This is a genomic window from Lactobacillus sp. PV037, from assembly GCF_014522345.1.
Classification (GTDB): Bacteria; Bacillota; Bacilli; order Lactobacillales; family Lactobacillaceae; genus Lactobacillus.
Genome location: NZ_CP041987.1, coordinates 919,430 through 936,096 on the forward strand (window position 1 = coordinate 919,430; position 16,667 = coordinate 936,096).

19 protein-coding genes and 1 pseudogene are annotated in these 16,667 nt (G+C 34.1%); 3 read left to right on the plus strand and 17 right to left on the minus strand.

What is annotated here, in order from left to right; all coding sequences use genetic code 11:
- Positions 1-5 precede the first annotated feature (5 nt).
- From FP435_RS05005 to FP435_RS05045, 9 genes are all read right to left on the minus strand, one after another.
- The gene (locus tag FP435_RS05005) at positions 6-1,703 is read right to left on the minus strand and encodes a proline--tRNA ligase (RefSeq protein ID WP_265483024.1); all 1,698 of its coding nucleotides are present in this window, start codon (positions 1,701-1,703) and stop codon (positions 6-8) included.
- A gap of 24 nt (positions 1,704-1,727) precedes the next feature.
- Positions 1,728-2,984, minus strand: coding sequence for an RIP metalloprotease RseP (gene rseP, locus FP435_RS05010; RefSeq protein ID WP_265483026.1), 1,257 nt, complete (start codon positions 2,982-2,984; stop codon positions 1,728-1,730).
- A gap of 14 nt (positions 2,985-2,998) precedes the next feature.
- A complete protein-coding gene (locus tag FP435_RS05015; protein ID WP_265483028.1) occupies positions 2,999-3,790 on the minus strand; it encodes a phosphatidate cytidylyltransferase in 792 nt (263 codons plus the stop codon).
- A 16-nt stretch (positions 3,791-3,806) separates the two neighbouring features.
- Entirely contained in the window at positions 3,807-4,526 is a 720-nt protein-coding gene (locus tag FP435_RS05020) for an isoprenyl transferase (protein WP_265483029.1), read from the minus strand.
- Position 4,527: 1 nt separating this feature from the next.
- Complete coding sequence (gene frr / locus FP435_RS05025; RefSeq protein WP_265483031.1) at positions 4,528-5,085, minus strand: ribosome recycling factor; 558 nt, start codon at positions 5,083-5,085, stop codon at positions 4,528-4,530.
- Complete coding sequence (gene pyrH, locus FP435_RS05030) at positions 5,085-5,810, minus strand: UMP kinase (protein WP_265483033.1); 726 nt, start codon at positions 5,808-5,810, stop codon at positions 5,085-5,087. Before pyrH ends, frr begins: the two co-directional genes overlap by 1 nt.
- Before the next feature lie 158 nt (positions 5,811-5,968).
- Positions 5,969-6,994 carry a translation elongation factor Ts gene (tsf, locus tag FP435_RS05035; RefSeq protein ID WP_265483035.1) on the minus strand — a complete coding sequence of 342 codons (1,026 nt, stop codon included), beginning with the start codon at positions 6,992-6,994 and terminating at the stop codon, positions 5,969-5,971.
- Between the two features lie 38 nt (positions 6,995-7,032).
- The gene (gene rpsB, locus FP435_RS05040; RefSeq protein WP_265483037.1) at positions 7,033-7,815 is read right to left on the minus strand and encodes a 30S ribosomal protein S2; all 783 of its coding nucleotides are present in this window, start codon (positions 7,813-7,815) and stop codon (positions 7,033-7,035) included.
- Between the two features lie 145 nt (positions 7,816-7,960).
- Positions 7,961-9,001, minus strand: a complete 1,041-nt coding sequence (locus FP435_RS05045; RefSeq protein ID WP_265483039.1) for a GIY-YIG nuclease family protein — start codon at positions 8,999-9,001, stop codon at positions 7,961-7,963.
- A 72-nt stretch (positions 9,002-9,073) separates the two neighbouring features.
- Here FP435_RS05045 and FP435_RS05050 point away from each other — a divergent pair, with 72 nt between their 5' ends.
- Together FP435_RS05050 and FP435_RS05055 are read left to right on the plus strand one after the other, a co-directional pair.
- On the plus strand, positions 9,074-9,688 hold the full coding sequence (locus FP435_RS05050; protein ID WP_265483041.1) for a lysophospholipid acyltransferase family protein: 615 nt from the start codon (positions 9,074-9,076) through the stop codon (positions 9,686-9,688).
- A gap of 72 nt (positions 9,689-9,760) precedes the next feature.
- Positions 9,761-10,942, plus strand: coding sequence for an SAM-dependent methyltransferase (locus tag FP435_RS05055; protein WP_265483043.1), 1,182 nt, complete (start codon positions 9,761-9,763; stop codon positions 10,940-10,942).
- A gap of 599 nt (positions 10,943-11,541) precedes the next feature.
- On the opposite strand, the gene FP435_RS05060 is transcribed toward FP435_RS05055, so the two are convergent.
- Complete coding sequence (locus FP435_RS05060; RefSeq protein WP_265483045.1) at positions 11,542-11,769, minus strand: YneF family protein; 228 nt, start codon at positions 11,767-11,769, stop codon at positions 11,542-11,544.
- Positions 11,770-11,841: 72 nt separating this feature from the next.
- Positions 11,842-12,090: a DUF896 domain-containing protein gene (locus FP435_RS05065; RefSeq protein ID WP_265483046.1), complete on the minus strand. Its 249-nt coding sequence runs from the start codon at positions 12,088-12,090 to the stop codon at positions 11,842-11,844.
- A gap of 141 nt (positions 12,091-12,231) precedes the next feature.
- On the opposite strand from FP435_RS05065, the gene lexA reads away from it, so the two are divergent.
- Positions 12,232-12,858: a transcriptional repressor LexA gene (lexA, locus tag FP435_RS05070; RefSeq protein ID WP_265483048.1), complete on the plus strand. Its 627-nt coding sequence runs from the start codon at positions 12,232-12,234 to the stop codon at positions 12,856-12,858.
- Between the two features lie 129 nt (positions 12,859-12,987).
- Here lexA and FP435_RS05075 read toward each other — a convergent pair whose 3' ends face one another.
- The 6 genes and pseudogenes from FP435_RS05075 to rpsP form a co-directional block, all read right to left on the minus strand.
- Positions 12,988-13,728: a hypothetical protein gene (locus FP435_RS05075; protein ID WP_265483050.1), complete on the minus strand. Its 741-nt coding sequence runs from the start codon at positions 13,726-13,728 to the stop codon at positions 12,988-12,990.
- Positions 13,729-13,831: 103 nt separating this feature from the next.
- Positions 13,832-14,479, minus strand: coding sequence for an NAD(P)H-binding protein (locus tag FP435_RS05080; RefSeq protein WP_265483052.1), 648 nt, complete (start codon positions 14,477-14,479; stop codon positions 13,832-13,834).
- Between the two features lie 122 nt (positions 14,480-14,601).
- Positions 14,602-14,952: a 50S ribosomal protein L19 gene (gene rplS, locus FP435_RS05085; protein WP_265483054.1), complete on the minus strand. Its 351-nt coding sequence runs from the start codon at positions 14,950-14,952 to the stop codon at positions 14,602-14,604.
- Between the two features lie 114 nt (positions 14,953-15,066).
- Positions 15,067-15,788 (minus strand): annotated as a pseudogene (gene trmD / locus FP435_RS05090) (tRNA (guanosine(37)-N1)-methyltransferase TrmD).
- Positions 15,778-16,299 (minus strand): ribosome maturation factor RimM, encoded by a 522-nt coding sequence (gene rimM, locus FP435_RS05095; RefSeq protein WP_265483055.1) that lies wholly within the window; start codon positions 16,297-16,299, stop codon positions 15,778-15,780. Before rimM ends, trmD begins: the two are co-directional and overlap by 11 nt.
- A 68-nt stretch (positions 16,300-16,367) precedes the next feature.
- A complete protein-coding gene (gene rpsP, locus FP435_RS05100) occupies positions 16,368-16,640 on the minus strand; it encodes a 30S ribosomal protein S16 (RefSeq protein WP_265483057.1) in 273 nt (90 codons plus the stop codon).
- Between the last annotated feature and the right edge of the window lie 27 nt (positions 16,641-16,667).

The window sequence follows — 16,667 nt, forward strand, 5'->3', positions numbered from 1 at the left end:
TTACCTTAATTCAATTTTTTAGCAATATATGCGTCCAAATCTTCAAGTTTAACTTCTTCTTTTTCTTCAGAACCAGCTGCTTTTACTTCAACGATTCCTTCACCGGCTTTGCGTCCAATAGTAATTCTAATTGGGGCACCAACTAAGTCGGCATCATTAAACTTAACACCTGGGCGCTCATTTCGATCGTCGTATAAAACATCATACTTCGTTGAAAGATTTTTTTCAAGCTTTTCAGCTACTTTAGTTTGAACTTCATCTTTCATTTTCATCTGAATTAATTGAATTGTAAAAGGAGCAATTTCTTTTGGCCAATTAATACCATTTTCTGTTAAATGTTGTTCAACAGCAGCAGACAACATCCGCGTTACTCCAATTCCATATGAACCCATAATAACTGGTTTCGCCTTTCCTTGGTTATCAAGGAAATCAGCACCCATATTTTCTGTGTAGTAAGTACCTAATTTAAAAATATGACCCACTTCAATTGAAGTTGTAAATTTTAATGGTAAATGATCTACTGGATCAGGTTCACCTTCATTAGCTACTCGAAGGTCAGCAAATCTATCCACTTTAAAATCACGATCTAAATTAGCATTAGTAAATTGGAAATCTGTTTCATTTGCACCAACAACAACATTATAAAGATCTTTAATACTTTCATCAGCTACAATTTCATCTGCCCAATCTGCATTAATTGGACCAACGCCACCCTTAGCACTACCAGTGATCTTTTCTAATTCTTGTGCATCAGCTGGATGTAAATCATCGGCATCTAATAAATGAGTTAATTTTACTTCATTGATTTCTTTATCACCACGAATTAAAACTAAAACTTTCTTTCCATCCGCAATAAATAAAATGCTTTTAACAATTCTGGTAGCTGGAACATCTAAGAAGTCAGCTAATTTTTCAATACTGTCTGCTCCAGGAGTGGCTACCTTAGTTAATTCTTTTGGATCTTCTGGATCTTGAGTAAAAGTATCGATACTCTTTGCCATTTCTAAGTTAGCAGAATATGTTCCAGTTTCATTGGTTGCAATTGTATCTTCCCCAATTGCAGCAGGTGCTTGAAATTCAGTTGAGTTTTTTCCACCCATTGTTCCTGAATCTGCAATAACCGGACGCACTTCGATGCCACAACGTTCAAAAATCTTTTCAAATGCCATTTTTTCATCATCAAATTGCTTATCTAATTGATCGCGATTTGCAGCAAAACTATATGCATCAAGCATAATAAATTCACGACCACGTAATAAACCAAAACGAGGACGATTTTCATCACGAAACTTTGTTTGAATTTGGTAAAGAGCGATTGGCATTTGCTTATAGCTCTTTAAATTTTTAGCAATAATTTCTGTAAATGTTTCTTCATGAGTAGGTCCTAATAAACTTTCACGTCCATGACGATCTTCAAGTCTAAACATTTCTGGACCATATTTCTGAAGACGACCTGACTCTTCCCACATTGTTGCTGGTAAAAGATGTGGCATCATCATTTCTGGAACATTAATTTTATCCATTTCTTGTTCAATGATGTTTTCTGCTTTACGTAATACACGATAACCTAATGGTAAGTAAGCATATACCCCAGCAGTAACCTGGCGAATGTAGCCTCCACGTAACATCAATTGATGACTTTTTGCCACTGCATCAGATGGTGCCTCTTTTAAAGTAGGCATAAAAAATTTAGATTGACGCATAATTTCTCCTCTTATTTATTCTAATTATTTAATAAAGTAGCGATAAATATCATTTCCCGTTACTGCAACAATCAATACTAATAAAATTACAAATCCAATCATATCAACAATGACCTCTTTTTCTTGAGGAATTGGTCTTCTAATGATTAATTCAATAATATTTAAAAGTATTTTTCCTCCATCAAGACCAGGAATTGGCAATAGATTAACAATCCCTAGATTGATAGAAATCATTCCTAAAAACATTAAAATGTAACTAAATCCCATTTTGGATACTTGGGCAGTTTGGGAGTAAATTCCCACAGGACCAGATAGCTTATTTAAACTAAAATGTCTAAATAATCCACCAACTGCATTAAAAATCATCCCTGTTGTAGTTACTGCTGTATTCCAGCCTTGACTTAGTTTTGCTCCTAGAGAATCATTAGTTTTAGCATAAATTCCTAACTGGTAAGCTGTTTGACCAGCTACCTTTTCTTTTTTAGGTTTTATTTTTAACGTTTTAATAGTAGAACCTTGTTTTACCTTAACTTTCATTTCCTTATCTTTGTTTGCACTAACAACTTCTCCAACCTGAGCAAAAGTTGAAATCTTTTTATTATTCAAGGAAACAATTGTGTCATTTGGCTTGATTCCAGCTACTTGAGCTGGTGAATTAGGAACTACCTTGCTAATAGTGGTTGTACTTGGACCGGGTACAGTCAATGACCATAATAAAAATACTACAAAACCTAACAAAATGTTCATTACAGGGCCGGCTACATTAGTAGCTAATTTTTTCCAACTTTTTGCTTCTTGGAATTGAACATCTCGTGGTGCAATTAAAAGTTCTGTGCCATTTTTTTCAATAATTGTTGCATCATGATCAACATGATAAGTTTTTAGTTTGTTTTCATCACCATTTTCAAACCCTGAAATTGTTAACTTATCTACCAAATCACTTTTATTTACCTGAAGTGGAATACCCTCAATTGGCATTTGAGATCCAGACGCATCTATTCTTTTTACTTTTCCAGAATCATCTAATTGTAATACTACAGTTGTTCCTGGTTCAATAACTGCGCTATCATCAGGACCTGCTAAACGTACATACCCACCTAATGGTAACCAGCGAAGTGTATACGTGGTTCTTTTCCTCATTACTTGAAAAAGTTTAGGTCCCATCCCTATTGAGAATTCTCTAACTAAAATACCAGATTTTTTAGCAACAATAAAATGACCAAATTCATGTACAAAAACAAGGATACCAAATACTACAATAAAGATTAAAATACCCTTCATTTATTACCTGCTCTCTACATAATTCCTAAAAAGGCCACAACTGGTAATACAAAAAGCATACTATCAAATCTATCTAAGATACCACCATGACCTGGTAAAATTTTTCCAGAATCCTTCACGCCATAAAAACGTTTGTAAGCTGATTCTACTAAATCTCCCATTTGTCCAACAATTGATAAGAAAAATGCTAAGATAATTAAGCTAAGTGGACTTCTACCAGTAGGAACTAAGAAGACGTAGATTGCTGAACAAATAATTGCTGCAATCACAGCTCCAATTGAACCTTCCCAAGTCTTATTAGGACTAATTGCTGGCCAAAGCTTATGCTTACCGATTTTACGTCCTACTAAATACGCAAAAATATCTGTTGACCATACTACAACGAACACATAGCACAATACTTGCAAACCCAGATGCGCATTTCTGACAGCTGCCATATAATGGAACCCTGTTCCAATATACAAAGCTCCCAAAGTGTAAACTCCCACATCATCAAATGTGACTTTATTCTTAGTTAAAACAGTTCTCACCAACATTAACATTACAATCATAAAGAATACATCATATCTATTTAAAAAATGAGGTAAGAAGTTAAAAAAGCTTACTGGAAGAGCCATTGTCAAGGTGGCTAATAAAGCTAAACAGAAATCCCAAGAAACTAAAATTTGTTTCTTCATCATAAAGATTTCACTAATTCCAACAGCGGCAAAAAGGCACACTGCAATATCAATCCATATTCCCCCAAACCAAACAATTGGGATGAATAAAATTAAAGCAATAATTGCTGTAATTACTCTTTGTTTCATAATTTACTTTCTTTTGTTATATTTTTCCAAATCGTCTATCGCGGTTATTAAAATCTGCTACTAATTCTTTTAAATCTTCTGCATTAAAGTCTGGCCAAAGTTTTTCTGTAAATTCAAATTCACTATAAGCTAACTGCCATAATAAAAAGTTTGAAAGTCTTTCTTCGCCTGAGGTTCTAATTAATAAATCAGGATTGTCATAAGGAGCTAAGCTGGCTGTCAATAACTCTTCAGCGAAAACTTTTTCATTAATGTCTTCTGGCATTAAGCTACCATCTTTTACTTTCTTAGCCAATTTTTGACTTGCACTTACAATTTCTTTTCGTGCCCCATAGTTAAAAGCAAAATTTAATACCATTCCAGTATTATCTTTTGTTTCTGCCATAGCTTTTTCCATAATCTGATAAGTCTTATCAGGGATTTCATCTTTAAATCCCATAATATTGACCTTTACATTATTTTCCATCAGCTCTGGCATAAACTTATCAAAAAAATCAATTGGTAATCGCATGAGATACTTTACTTCATCAACTGGGCGACCCCAATTTTCAGTTGAAAAGGCATATAAAGTTAAAACCTTTATTCCCAACTCATTAGCTGCTAAGGCAATTGTACGGATTGTCTCCATACCGTGCTTGTGACCAACAAAACGAGGTAAATGTCTCTTTTTAGCCCATCTACCATTTCCATCCATAATAATTGCAAGATGATTTAATGAATGAGATTTATTATTCATTTTATGCTTGTGTAATTTCTTTACTCTTCTTATCTGCTAATTCATCTACCTTTTTAGTAGAGTCATCAGTAACTTTTTGCACTTGCTTTTCTAAACTGCGTTGTTCGTCTTCTGTAATATCACCATCTTTAGTTTGACGCTTCAAAGTATCCATGGCTTCACGACGAACATTTCTAATGGCAATTTTTGCTTGTTCAGCCAACTTACCAACTTGCTTTGCAATTTCTTGACGACGTTCTCCAGTTAATTGAGGAATAACAATTCTAATTACAGAACCATCATTTGCAGGAGTAATTCCTAAATCTGAAGCTAAAATTGCGTGTTCAATATCGTCTAAACTATTTTTGTCATATGGAGTTACCATCAAAACTCTTGCTTCTGGAATAGTTACACTAGACATTTGAGTTAGGGGAGTTGGGGCACCATAGTAATCAACTTTAATTTTATCTAATAAGCTTGCGTTTGCTACTCCAGCTCTGATTGATCCAAGATCTTTTTCAAAAACTGCAATAGATTTATTCATGTTTGATTTTGCTTTTTCAATAACTTCGTTAGCCATTATTTACCACCTTTAATTACAGTACCAATATTTTCACCTTCAACAACCTTCTTAATGTTGCCAGGTTTATTAACATTAAACACAATTAATGGAATATTATTGTCCATTGATAAAGAACTTGCTGTACTATCCATTACCTTTAAATTCTTAGAAATTAAATCTAGTTGACTTAATTCATCAAATTTAGTAGCTGTTGGATCTAATTTAGGATCTGCTGAATATACACCGTCGACACCATTCTTGGCCATTAAAATTACATCTGCATCAATTTCAGCAGCACGCAAAGCAGCAGTAGTATCAGTTGAGAAGTATGGGTTACCTGTACCACCACCAAAAATTACAACTCTACCCTTTTCAAGATGACGAATTGCCTTACGACGAATATAAGGTTCAGCAATTTGACGCATTTCAACTGAAGTCTGAACTCGAGTAGGTACTCCAAGATTTTCTAAGCCATCTTGTAATGCTAACCCATTCATAATTGTAGCTAACATCCCCATGTAATCAGCTTGCGCACGATCCATACCTAGGTTAGCACCTGTTTCACCGCGCCACATGTTACCACCACCACAAACAATACCAATCTCTACGCCCATATCATGAACTTTTTTAATTTCACTTGCTAAGTGGCGAATAACTTCAGGATCAATCCCAGTACCCTTTTCTCCAGCTAGTGCTTCACCAGAGACTTTCAAAATGATACGCTTATACTTCACTTGACTCATAAAGTCCTCCTTATTAATTTTCTTTAATTTTACCATACAGCGACGCTAAAACATTTCTCTTTAATTTTACCATATAGCTAGCCTAAAATTTTATTTCAATAAAAAACCTCAGAAAAAAAGAGTAGCGAATATTCACTACTCTTTTGTAAAGTAAAGATTTACTTCATTTGTTCACGTACTTCAGCAGCAAAGTCTTCTTCTTTCTTTTCGATACCTTCACCAACTTCGAAACGTTGGAAAGCTACTAACTTAGCTCCCTTTTCCTTTAAAAATTCGCCAACAGTCTTGCTGTCGTCCATGATGTAGTCTTGTGATAAAACAGCAAATTGCTTATCAACTTGTGTATTATCATCAATAAAACGTTGCATCTTACCAGGAATAATTTTATCCCAGATCTTTTCTGGCTTACCTTCTTCTTTAAGTTCAGCCTTAATATCTTCTTCAGCCTTAGCTAAAACATCATCACTTAATTGCTTAGCTGAACCGTAAACAAGATGTGGCAAAGGTTTCTTATTTACCAATGCACGGCTTTCGTTATCTTGATCAATCTTGTGGTTCATTTCTGCCAATTGTTCAGTAATGAAGTCTTCATCTAATTCATCTGGTGAAATAACCTTAGGACTCATTGCAGCAATGTGCATAGCTAAATGTTTAGCAGTTGCAGCATCAGCACCTTCTAAAACAGTAATAACACCAATTTGGCCACCATTATGTTGGTAAGCACCAAATTCTTGATCGTCAGTCTTTTCTTCTAATGCAAAACGACGTAAAACAATCTTTTCACCAATAGTAGCAGTTGCATCAACAAATGATTGAGACATAGTAATGCCATCATCCATCTTTAAGTTTTCAGCTGCTTCCATATCTGCAGGCTTACCTTCTGCAATAACCTTTGTAGCATCGTTTACTAACTTAACAAACTTATCGTTTTGAGAAACAAAGTCAGTTTCTGAGTTAACTTCAGTAATTGCGGCTACATTACCGTTAACATAAACCCCAGTTAAACCTTCAGCAGCAATACGGTCAGCTTTCTTTGCAGCTTTAGCCATACCCTTGTCACGAAGATATTGGATTGCTTTATCCATATCTCCATCAACTTCTACTAACGCTTTCTTAGCGTCCATAACGCCTGCGCCACTACGTTCACGTAATTCTTTAACTAATTTAGCTGTAATTTCTGCCATTAATTAAGTCCTCCTAACAGAACCAATAGTAAAACAAATTAGTCTTCAGTTTCTTCAACTACTTCTTCAATTGACTTTTCGCCATCAGCAGTTTCTTCAACACTAGCAGTCATTTCTGCTTCTACATCACTATCGTCTTCACCTTGTTTACCTTCGATGATTGCATCTGCCATAGCACCTGCAATTAAACGAATAGCACGAATAGCGTCGTCATTTGATGGAATAATTACATCAATTGGATCTGGATCAGTGTTAGTATCAACCATAGCAACAACTGGAATTCCTAAGATATTTGCTTCATGAACAGCAATCTTTTCCTTCTTAGGGTCGATAACGAACATAACATCAGGGATTCTAGGCATATCTTCAATACCACCTAAGAATCTTTCAAGTTTATCCATTTCCTTAGTCAAAAGTGCTACTTCCTTCTTAGGTAATACATCAAAAGTACCATCTTGTGACATTTCTTTTAATTGCTTTAATCTCTTAATACGTTTTTGGATAGTTGACCAGTTAGTCAAAGTACCACCTAACCAACGTTGGTTTACGTAGTATTGACCAGCACGTTTTGCTTCTTCAGCAATTGAGTCTTGAGCTTGCTTCTTAGTACCTACGAATAAGAATACACCGCCGTCTTGTGCAACAGCTTTAGTGTAGTTGTAAGCATCATCAAGCATCTTAATAGTCTTTTGTAAGTCGATGATGTAGATACCGTTTCTTTGAGTAAAGATGTAAGGAGCCATCTTAGGGTCCCATCTTCTAGTTTGGTGACCAAAGTGTACACCAGCTTCAAGCAATTGCTTCATAGTAACAACTGTCATAAAAAATTCCTCCTATGGTTTCATTCCTCTCAGAAGGTCCCATTAGAATCAGACCAAATTCGGCACCGGAGATTCTAATCGCTTCTGATGTGATTTAAAATTATTGTGTAATAACACACCACAATATTGTAACTAATTTTTTTCATTATTTCAATGAAAAATTAACATTATGTGATTTTAGAAATTCTTCTTTCCACTTTCTCGAATGATGCTTAAACCAGTACTCGCGTTTCAGAGCATCTGATTTATCTTTGAATTCTTCAAAGTATATTAATTTAACTGGACGACGCGCCTTTGTATACTTGGCGCCTTTTCCGGCATTATGAGTTTTAATTCTTTGAGAAAGGTTAGTAGTAAAGCCACCATAAAAGCTTCCATCATTACATAAAAGACAATAAAAATAGAATTTTTTAATGGCATCATGTTCCCTTTTTGCTTCTGGAGTTTCTCGAATTATCTTTTTGATTTCTTTTGTAAATTCACCATCAGCGTTATGAACCAAAATTGGATCTACTAGCTCCACGCCATCAGTCGCACTATTACGAATTGCTTCAATAACTATTAAATTTGTTTTTTCACCTCTTTTAGAAACAAATGGTTGCACATTTTTGACACTTAAATTATGAGTAATACAATAATGCATAATCTCGCCTAATCGTTCTGGGCGATGTACCATAAACATCTTCCCTTTCATTTTTAAAAGGTCACTTGCTACGCTAATAATTTGCTCTAAGTTAATTTCTAATTCATGGCGCGCAATAGCTTTTCTTTTATCAGGATTTAAATGATGACCCTTAGGAGCTTTAAAATAAGGTGGATTGACAACGACCATATCGTATTTATCTTTTCCTAGTTTTTGGGGTGCATTAATAGCATTCAAAGTATTAACATTAATTCTATTTTCTAAGTTATTTAAAATTATGCTTCTTTTTGCTTGGTCTGCCATCTCTGGTTGGATTTCTACTGCTTCATATTTTGCTTTATTAAAATAAGCCATATACAAACTTGCTGCCGCATTTCCACTGCAAAGATCAACCACTTTATAACTATCATGGATTTTTTCTTTAGCAAAATAAGCTAATAATAATGTATCTAATGAAAACGAAAAAGCATCTTTATCTTGAATAATTTGAATATCATCACTATATAAGTAATCAATTCTTTCGTTTTCTTTTAATAAATCCATTCCCTTTCCCTTCTTTCGCTTATTTCTTCATAGGTTATAATTATACTATGTATTTTAATCGGAGGAAAAATTATGTTTTACAAATTTATCAGGCCAATTGCTAGATTTATCGTTTGGATCTTAAATGGCCATTTGCATGTTTACAATAAAGAAGCACTGCCTAAGGGCACTTACATTTTAGTAGCACCTCATAGAACTTGGTGGGAACCCGTTTTATTTGCTCTTGCAGCAAGTCCTACTGAATTTATGTTTATGGCAAAAAAAGAACTTTTTAAAAATCCAATCTTACGTTTTATTTTGAATCATTCGCATGCTTTTCCAGTTGATCGTAAAAATCCTGGACCATCAGCTATTAAAATTCCAGTCAAGGGGTTAAAAAAGGGTAATTATTCTTTAATAATTTTTCCTTCTGGAACTCGTCATTCTTCAGAATTAAAAAGTGGTGCCTTTATCATTGCCAAAATGTCAGGTCGTCCTTTAGTGCCAGTTATCTATCAAGGCCCTTTAACCTTCACAGGGCTTTTAAAGAGAAAGCCTTTAAATGTACGTTTTGGTGATCCTATTGAAATCCCACGTTCTCAAAAAGTTAATAAAGAAACAATTCCTGGTCTTTATAAAGAATTAGAAACAGCTTGGGACACATTAGATAAAGAACAAAATCCCAACTTTAAATATATTCCTAAATAATAGTTGAGATTTGCGACTTTTTTTCAAAGTGATACAATTCTACTAGTTAACTAATTTTAAGGAGCGCAAAGAATGTTAGAAAAAACTTTTTATAAAATGATGCTTAGTCATTCCTTTAACTTCCCTGTTAAAGTTACTTACTGGGATGGCAAAAGTGATGTTTATGGGGATGGAACACCTGAAATTGAGATTACTTTTAACAAAAAGGTTCCCATCAAAGATATCACTGCCAATGCCTCTCTTGCTTTAGGGGAAGCTTACATGAATAAAGACATTGAAATCAATGGTTCAATTCAACAATTAATTGAAGGAGCTTATGAAAGTGCCGATAGCTTTCTAAGAAATTCTAAGTTTAGAAAATTCTTACCTAAGCAAAAGCACACTGAAAAGCAAAGTCAAGAAGATGTTCAACATCACTACGATATTGGAAATGATTTTTATAAATTATGGTTAGATCCTACTTTAACTTATTCTTGTGCTTACTTTACAGAAGATAACCATGATGATTTAGAGGCAGCTCAAATTGCCAAAGTTCATCACATTTTAAACAAATTACATCCCCAAAAAGGTAAAACATTATTAGACATCGGTTGTGGCTGGGGAACATTGATGCTTACAGCCGCTAAAGAATATGGCCTTAAAGTGACTGGTGTTACTCTCAGTGAAGAACAATATAAACTTGTTCAAAATAAAATTAAAGCTATGGGCCTAGAAGATCAAGCAGAAGTAATTTTAACTGACTATCGTGAACTTGGAGATCGTACTTTTGACTATGTAACTTCTGTTGGGATGTTTGAACACGTAGGTAGTGAAAACCTAGGCGAATACTTCAAAGATGTTGCCAAATACTTAAAACCTAATGGTACTGCCTTAATTCATGGAATTACTCGTCAACAAGGTGGAGCTACCAATGCTTGGATTGATCGTTACATCTTCCCAGGTGGTTATATTCCTGGATTAGTAGAAATCGTTTCAAGAATTGAAGAAGCAAATCTTCAAATTGCAGATATGGAAATGCTACGTCGCCACTACCAAAGAACTCTTGAAATTTGGGATAAAAACTTTAATAATGTGCGCGATAAGGTGCAAGAAATGATGGGTGAACGTTTCTGCAGAATGTGGGATATGTATCTTCAAGCTTGTGCAGCATCGTTCCAATCAGGAAATATTGACGTTGTTCAATACTTATTAACTAAAGGGCCATCTGGTCAAGAGCTTCCTATGACACGCGATTACATGAGTAATAAGAAATAAAAAGCATCTGAAAAAATAACTCCCTAGATTAAAAATTAAGAGCAAGAATCCTATTTTTAGAAATCTTACTCTTTTTTTGTACCTTCTTTTTGTTGAAGGAGTCTGTTTACTATTCCAATAATTACTTAAGTTCATCATGAACATCAATGCAGTGTATAGAAAAATCCGTTAGAACAAACGAATTCTAACGGATTTTTCTATTTTAAGTATTTAATTTTTCCCAGATACTTCACTTTACTTAATTTTATTTCTTCGCCTTGTAAACACAATAAATAGCACCCACTACACTTAAAACTGGGAAAATATAAAAATAATTGGATGATTTATTCATCATAATCGAAACAGTAAAGAGTACTCCCATTATTGCGCAAAAAAATGCCCGTATATAATAATCTAATTTTAAATTAAATAATTTTCTTTTTTTCAAAATTATTGTAATTATGAACCAGACTACAGCTCCTCCAAGTATAAGAAGGTTAAGGTAAATTTGATTATTCATGAGTAATTATTTTAAAATATGAAAACTATAAGCTCCTGTATAATTATTGTCCCTACTAAAAACAATGTCATTAAGTCAAAATGGCATTGTTTTTAGCGTTTTACTTGCTACGTTTTTGTTTTTGCTTCATCATATTCATTACTTGATTTAATTTTTTGGTTGATGGTTTTTGTCCCATTTGGGCCATCATTGCAGCAATCATATCTTCGCTAATTGGTGGATTGTCTTCGAAGTATTTCTTCATATAGCTTCGTGCACCAAAGAAACCAACAACTAAGCCCACAATTAAGGCAAGAATAATCAAAAAAATGGCTAACGCTAAATTCATAAAATAAAACCTCCAAAACTTTTAAACCAAGTAAAATTTTACTAAAAAATTCTAACTTTTTAAAGAACTTTATTAATCCTTACGTAAGCCTTTTTTTCTTTGAGCTTCTTTAGCCTTTTCAGAAGTTACTTCTTTACCATCTTTATCAATAATTACTGTATCTTCTAATTGTTGTCTAAAAGCAGCCCGGAAGTTATCTAAAAACTTCTTACGTAATTGTTTTCTTTCTTCAACTTCTTCTGGAGTAAGTTCACGTTCTTGGCTTAAGTGATATAATTCGTTGATTCTCTTAGTTACTTTTTCTTCTTCTTTTTTATCCATATGTTATATACCTCCTAATTCTATCTTAAGTCTACCCTAAAATATCGCAGAAAAAAAGTTTTAAGTGTCTTGAACATTTGTTTGTGAAAAAAATAATTTTTTGGTACAATGACTAGTAAATGTATTGGAGTGAAACTTATTATGGCCACAAAAAATCAAAATTCAAAACAACTAGAAATTTTAAAATATATTTATGATAATGTTGAAAAAAGAGGATTTCCTCCTACTGTACGTGAAATTTGTCAAGCTGTAGGTTTAGCTTCCACTTCCACTGTTCATGGTCACATTGATCGTTTAGAAAAGCGTGGTCTTTTAATTAAAGATGCTACCAAACCACGTGCATTAGAAATTACTGAAGAAGGACGCAAAGCTCTAGGCATCAAGCCAAAACTCATTCCTATGGTAGGGCTAGTGACCGCAGGAGAACCCATCACTGCAGTTGAAAATATTGAAGACTACTTTCCCTTGCCTCCTAATTTAATTAATGAATCAAGCGACCTCTTTATGCTTACCGTTCGAGGTACTTCAATGATTAATGCTGGTATTTTAAATGGTGACTATGTAATTGTAAAAAAACAATCTACAGCTCTTAATGGTGAAATTGTGGTCGCCATGACTATGGATAATGAAGCCACTATAAAACGTTTTTATAAAGAAGATGGTCATTATCGCCTTCAACCTGAAAATGATACAATGCCTGCTATCATCTTAGATGAAGTTACAATTTTAGGAAAAGTTATTAGTCTTTATCGGTCGCATATTAATTAATGAAATAGGTCCCAAGAACTTCTTAATATTCAATTCTAAATAAAATGCTGATATATCAAGGTTCATATCACTGAGTAGAACCAAGATTATCAGCATTTTTAATATCTAAATATTTGTTTAAACTCTTAACTATCTTAAACTTTGCATCATTTTAAACATCGTCTTAATACTATGAGCTTTCACCTGATAGAGATTTCCATCTTTTTCAAATAGCATTTCATTTCCGAGAGAAGCATACTGCTCACTCACTGTAAATTGCATTGCACCCTTACCATCTTTACTTGGTAAGCGGTAATCTTCTAACAAATCAACCACTTCATTTGCAGTAGCTTTTGGCTTTTCGCCTAAATATGAATTTGCTTTTACAGTAAATGACCAATTATCCTTGTTCCAAGTTAAATAGCTTTGACCTGCAGCTCCTTGACTAACTGCAGTAGTTTCATCATCTAATTTTACAGTTGGTAATCCTTTAGTAGCAGCTTGATAATTAATCTTGCTTGTAATTTCTTTCTTACTCAATCCAGAAATTTTTGTAAGTGTTAAATATGGATGTTCTTTCTCTAAGCTTGCATCATTAAACTTCTTTTTACTACTTCCCACACTATAGTAAACAGTAGTTGTATCACCCTTTTTAGTGTAACGAACATTAATATTTTTAGTTGCTTTTCCTAAACCAGAAGTTTGAGGCAACTCCATCTTAAGATCTTCTTTTTCTAGTTTAGATGTTAATGATGCAAAACGAGTTTTCTTAACTTTAGCAGGAGCTTGAGAACTTGGTGCAGCACTATGCTGACTTGAACTAGATTGTGTTTGACATCCTGCTAACAACATTATTGGCACTACTAAACCGAGTAATCCTATCTTTTTCATAATGATCCTCCTGTGAATTATCTTTGTTTCTTATTTTACTACTTTTTTTCAAAATTAAATAGCACTGTATCCTAGCTGATCACTAATATACAGTGCTATTTCTTTATTTAATACTTGCTAAGGCTTCTTTAATTGGGGTATCTCCACCACTCATCTTAATAACTTTATCAATAGTATTATCAAATTTTAAGATATCGGCTAACGTTTTAGCAACATCTGGAATTGGATTTGGCTTTAGAACATCTTTATCGAGACTAATTTTTCCAGTTCCTTCTTCTTCAACAAGGTTAGTTGGTTGTAAAATTGTATATTTTAAATTAGTATTGTAAATCAAATAATTATCAGCAAAATATTTGGCAATATCATAATTTAAAATTGATTTCAAACTTGGTATTTCTTCCCATTTTTCTGGTTCTAATGAGAAAAGAGAACTAAGCATTATGTAGCGTTTTATTCCTACTTTCTCAGCTGCTTGCATTGTCTTTACTGCACCAAAGGCATCAGTTTGTAACAAATCTTTACCACGTGAGCCTGCAGTAAAGTAAACCACATCGCTTCCTTCCATTAAATGTGCAATTTCATCAACACTTGCATGTAAATCTAGATGAACTCTAGCTACACCTGGCATTTCAATTATTTTATCTTCATGCCGAGCTCCAGCAACCACATCATATCCTCTTCCAACCAAATCTGAAATTAAATCAGTTGCAACTCGACCTGATCCTCCTGCTATAAATACTTGCTTTGTCATTTTAACTGTCCTTTCTTTATAGGTTTACGTTTATCTTAAAAGATTCACAATTAAATGTCTAAAAATTTATCTTTTATACAAAAAAGAAGCTATCACTCACATGATAGCTTCTTAATAATATATTACTTACGACGCTTTTCAGGGATTCTAGCTGCCTTACCGTGACGATCACGTAAGTAGTAAAGCTTAGCACGACGTACACGTCCTTGACGCTTAACTTCTACTTTAGCAACACGAGGGTCGTTAACTGGGAAAGTACGTTCAACACCAACACCTGATGAAATCTTACGTACAGTATAGGTAGCACTAATACCACTACCTTTTCTCTTAATAACAACACCTTCAAAAATTTGAATACGTTCGTGACTACCTTCAACAACACGTACGTGAACACGAATAGTATCACCAGGACGGAAGTCAGGTAAATCAGTACGGATTTGATCTTTAGTTAATTCTTGAATTAATGGATCCATTATATTTCTCTCCTTCTACGGCATTCATTCACACATCGTGTCAGCGGAATACCCATAACTCATGGCTTATGCCACAACAACTAGTCTAACAAACTAAAAAAAGTTTGTAAATATTTATTTTTCGACTTCTGCTTTTATTTCCGCCAGCATCTCTTTTTCTTCCTTAGTTAACTCTTTTTTAGCTAATAAATCTGGTCTTCTTAAATAAGTTGCGCGTAAAGCCTCTTTATGGCGCCATTGGGCGATTTTTTGATGGTTACCTGATGTTAAAACTTCTGGAACTTTTTTACCTTCAAACTCTGCTGGACGAGTATATTGTGGATATTCTAATAGTCCATGTGAAAATGATTCATCTACTGGTGAGGCAGCATTCCCCAAGATTCCTGGTAACAAACGCACTGTGGCATCAATCATGCTCATTGTAGGTAATTCTCCTCCAGTTAGAACATAATCACCAATCGAAACAACTTCATCTGCTAAATCATATACTCTTTGATCGAACCCTTCATAATGACCACAAATAAAAGTTAAGTTTTCTTCTTGAGACCACTCTTGAGCAATTTCTTCATTAAAAGTCTTGCCCTGTGGTGCGGTAATAATTACTTTTCCCCTGTTTTCAAGTGAATCTAAAGCCTTTTGATTGGCATAATTTGTAAAACCATCCCTGCTCCACCACCATAAGGGGTATCATCCACATGATGGTGAACATCAGTCGTAAAATTGCGGAAATTTACTAGATTTAAATCCCACTTTCCATCTTCTAATCCACGTCCCAACATTGAAACTTGGAGTGGTGTAAACATGTCTGGAAATAACGTCAAAACATTAATTTTCATCGCGTAATCCTTCTAATAAAGTGACTTCAATACGTTTGTTAGGAAGATCAACCTTTTTAACAACAGAATGAATATTTGGAATCCAAAAACTTTTTCCGCTTTCCGGTTTAATCTCCCAAATGTCATTTGCTCCTGGAGTCTCAATATCATTGACAATCCCAAGTTTTGTGCCTGTTTCTTCATCATAAACTGGAAGTCCTAAAATATCTTTAAAGTAATAGCTTCCCTCTGGTAAGTCTTCTCGATCTTCATCAGCTACATAAAGCTTATGATGGCAAATTTTCTCAGCTTCATCAATATTCTTAATTTGTTTAAAGTAAATTAAATAAAATTGTTTATGCATCCTAACTGCTTCAACAGTTAATTCTTCCATTTTACCATCTAAGTCTACATATAGCCGACTTTCAGGAGCAAAACGTAATTCTGGAAAATCCGTAATTGCACTTACTTTAACTTCACCTTTTAAACCATGGGTAGTTAGGATTGTTCCTACTTCAAAATAATCATTCATTATTTAAACCCTCTTAATATTTAGATAACAAAAAAGTTTGGGACTGCTCCCAAACTTCTTATTAGTAATTACTTACCATATTTTGCGTCGTGGTATTTCTTCATTAAACCAGCTTTTGAAAGCATACTTCTTACAGTATCTGATGGTTGTGCACCCTTTTGAAGCCAGTCAAAAATCTTACCTTCTTCAAGTTTAACTTCTGCTGGGTTAGTAAGTGGGTTGTAGTAACCAACTTCTTCAATAAAACGACCATCACGTGGCATACGTGAGTCAGCTACAACAATACGATAAAAAGGTTTTCTCTTTGAGCCCATGCGGCGCATACGAATTTTAACAGACATTATATTTCCTCCTAAATCTCTTAACTT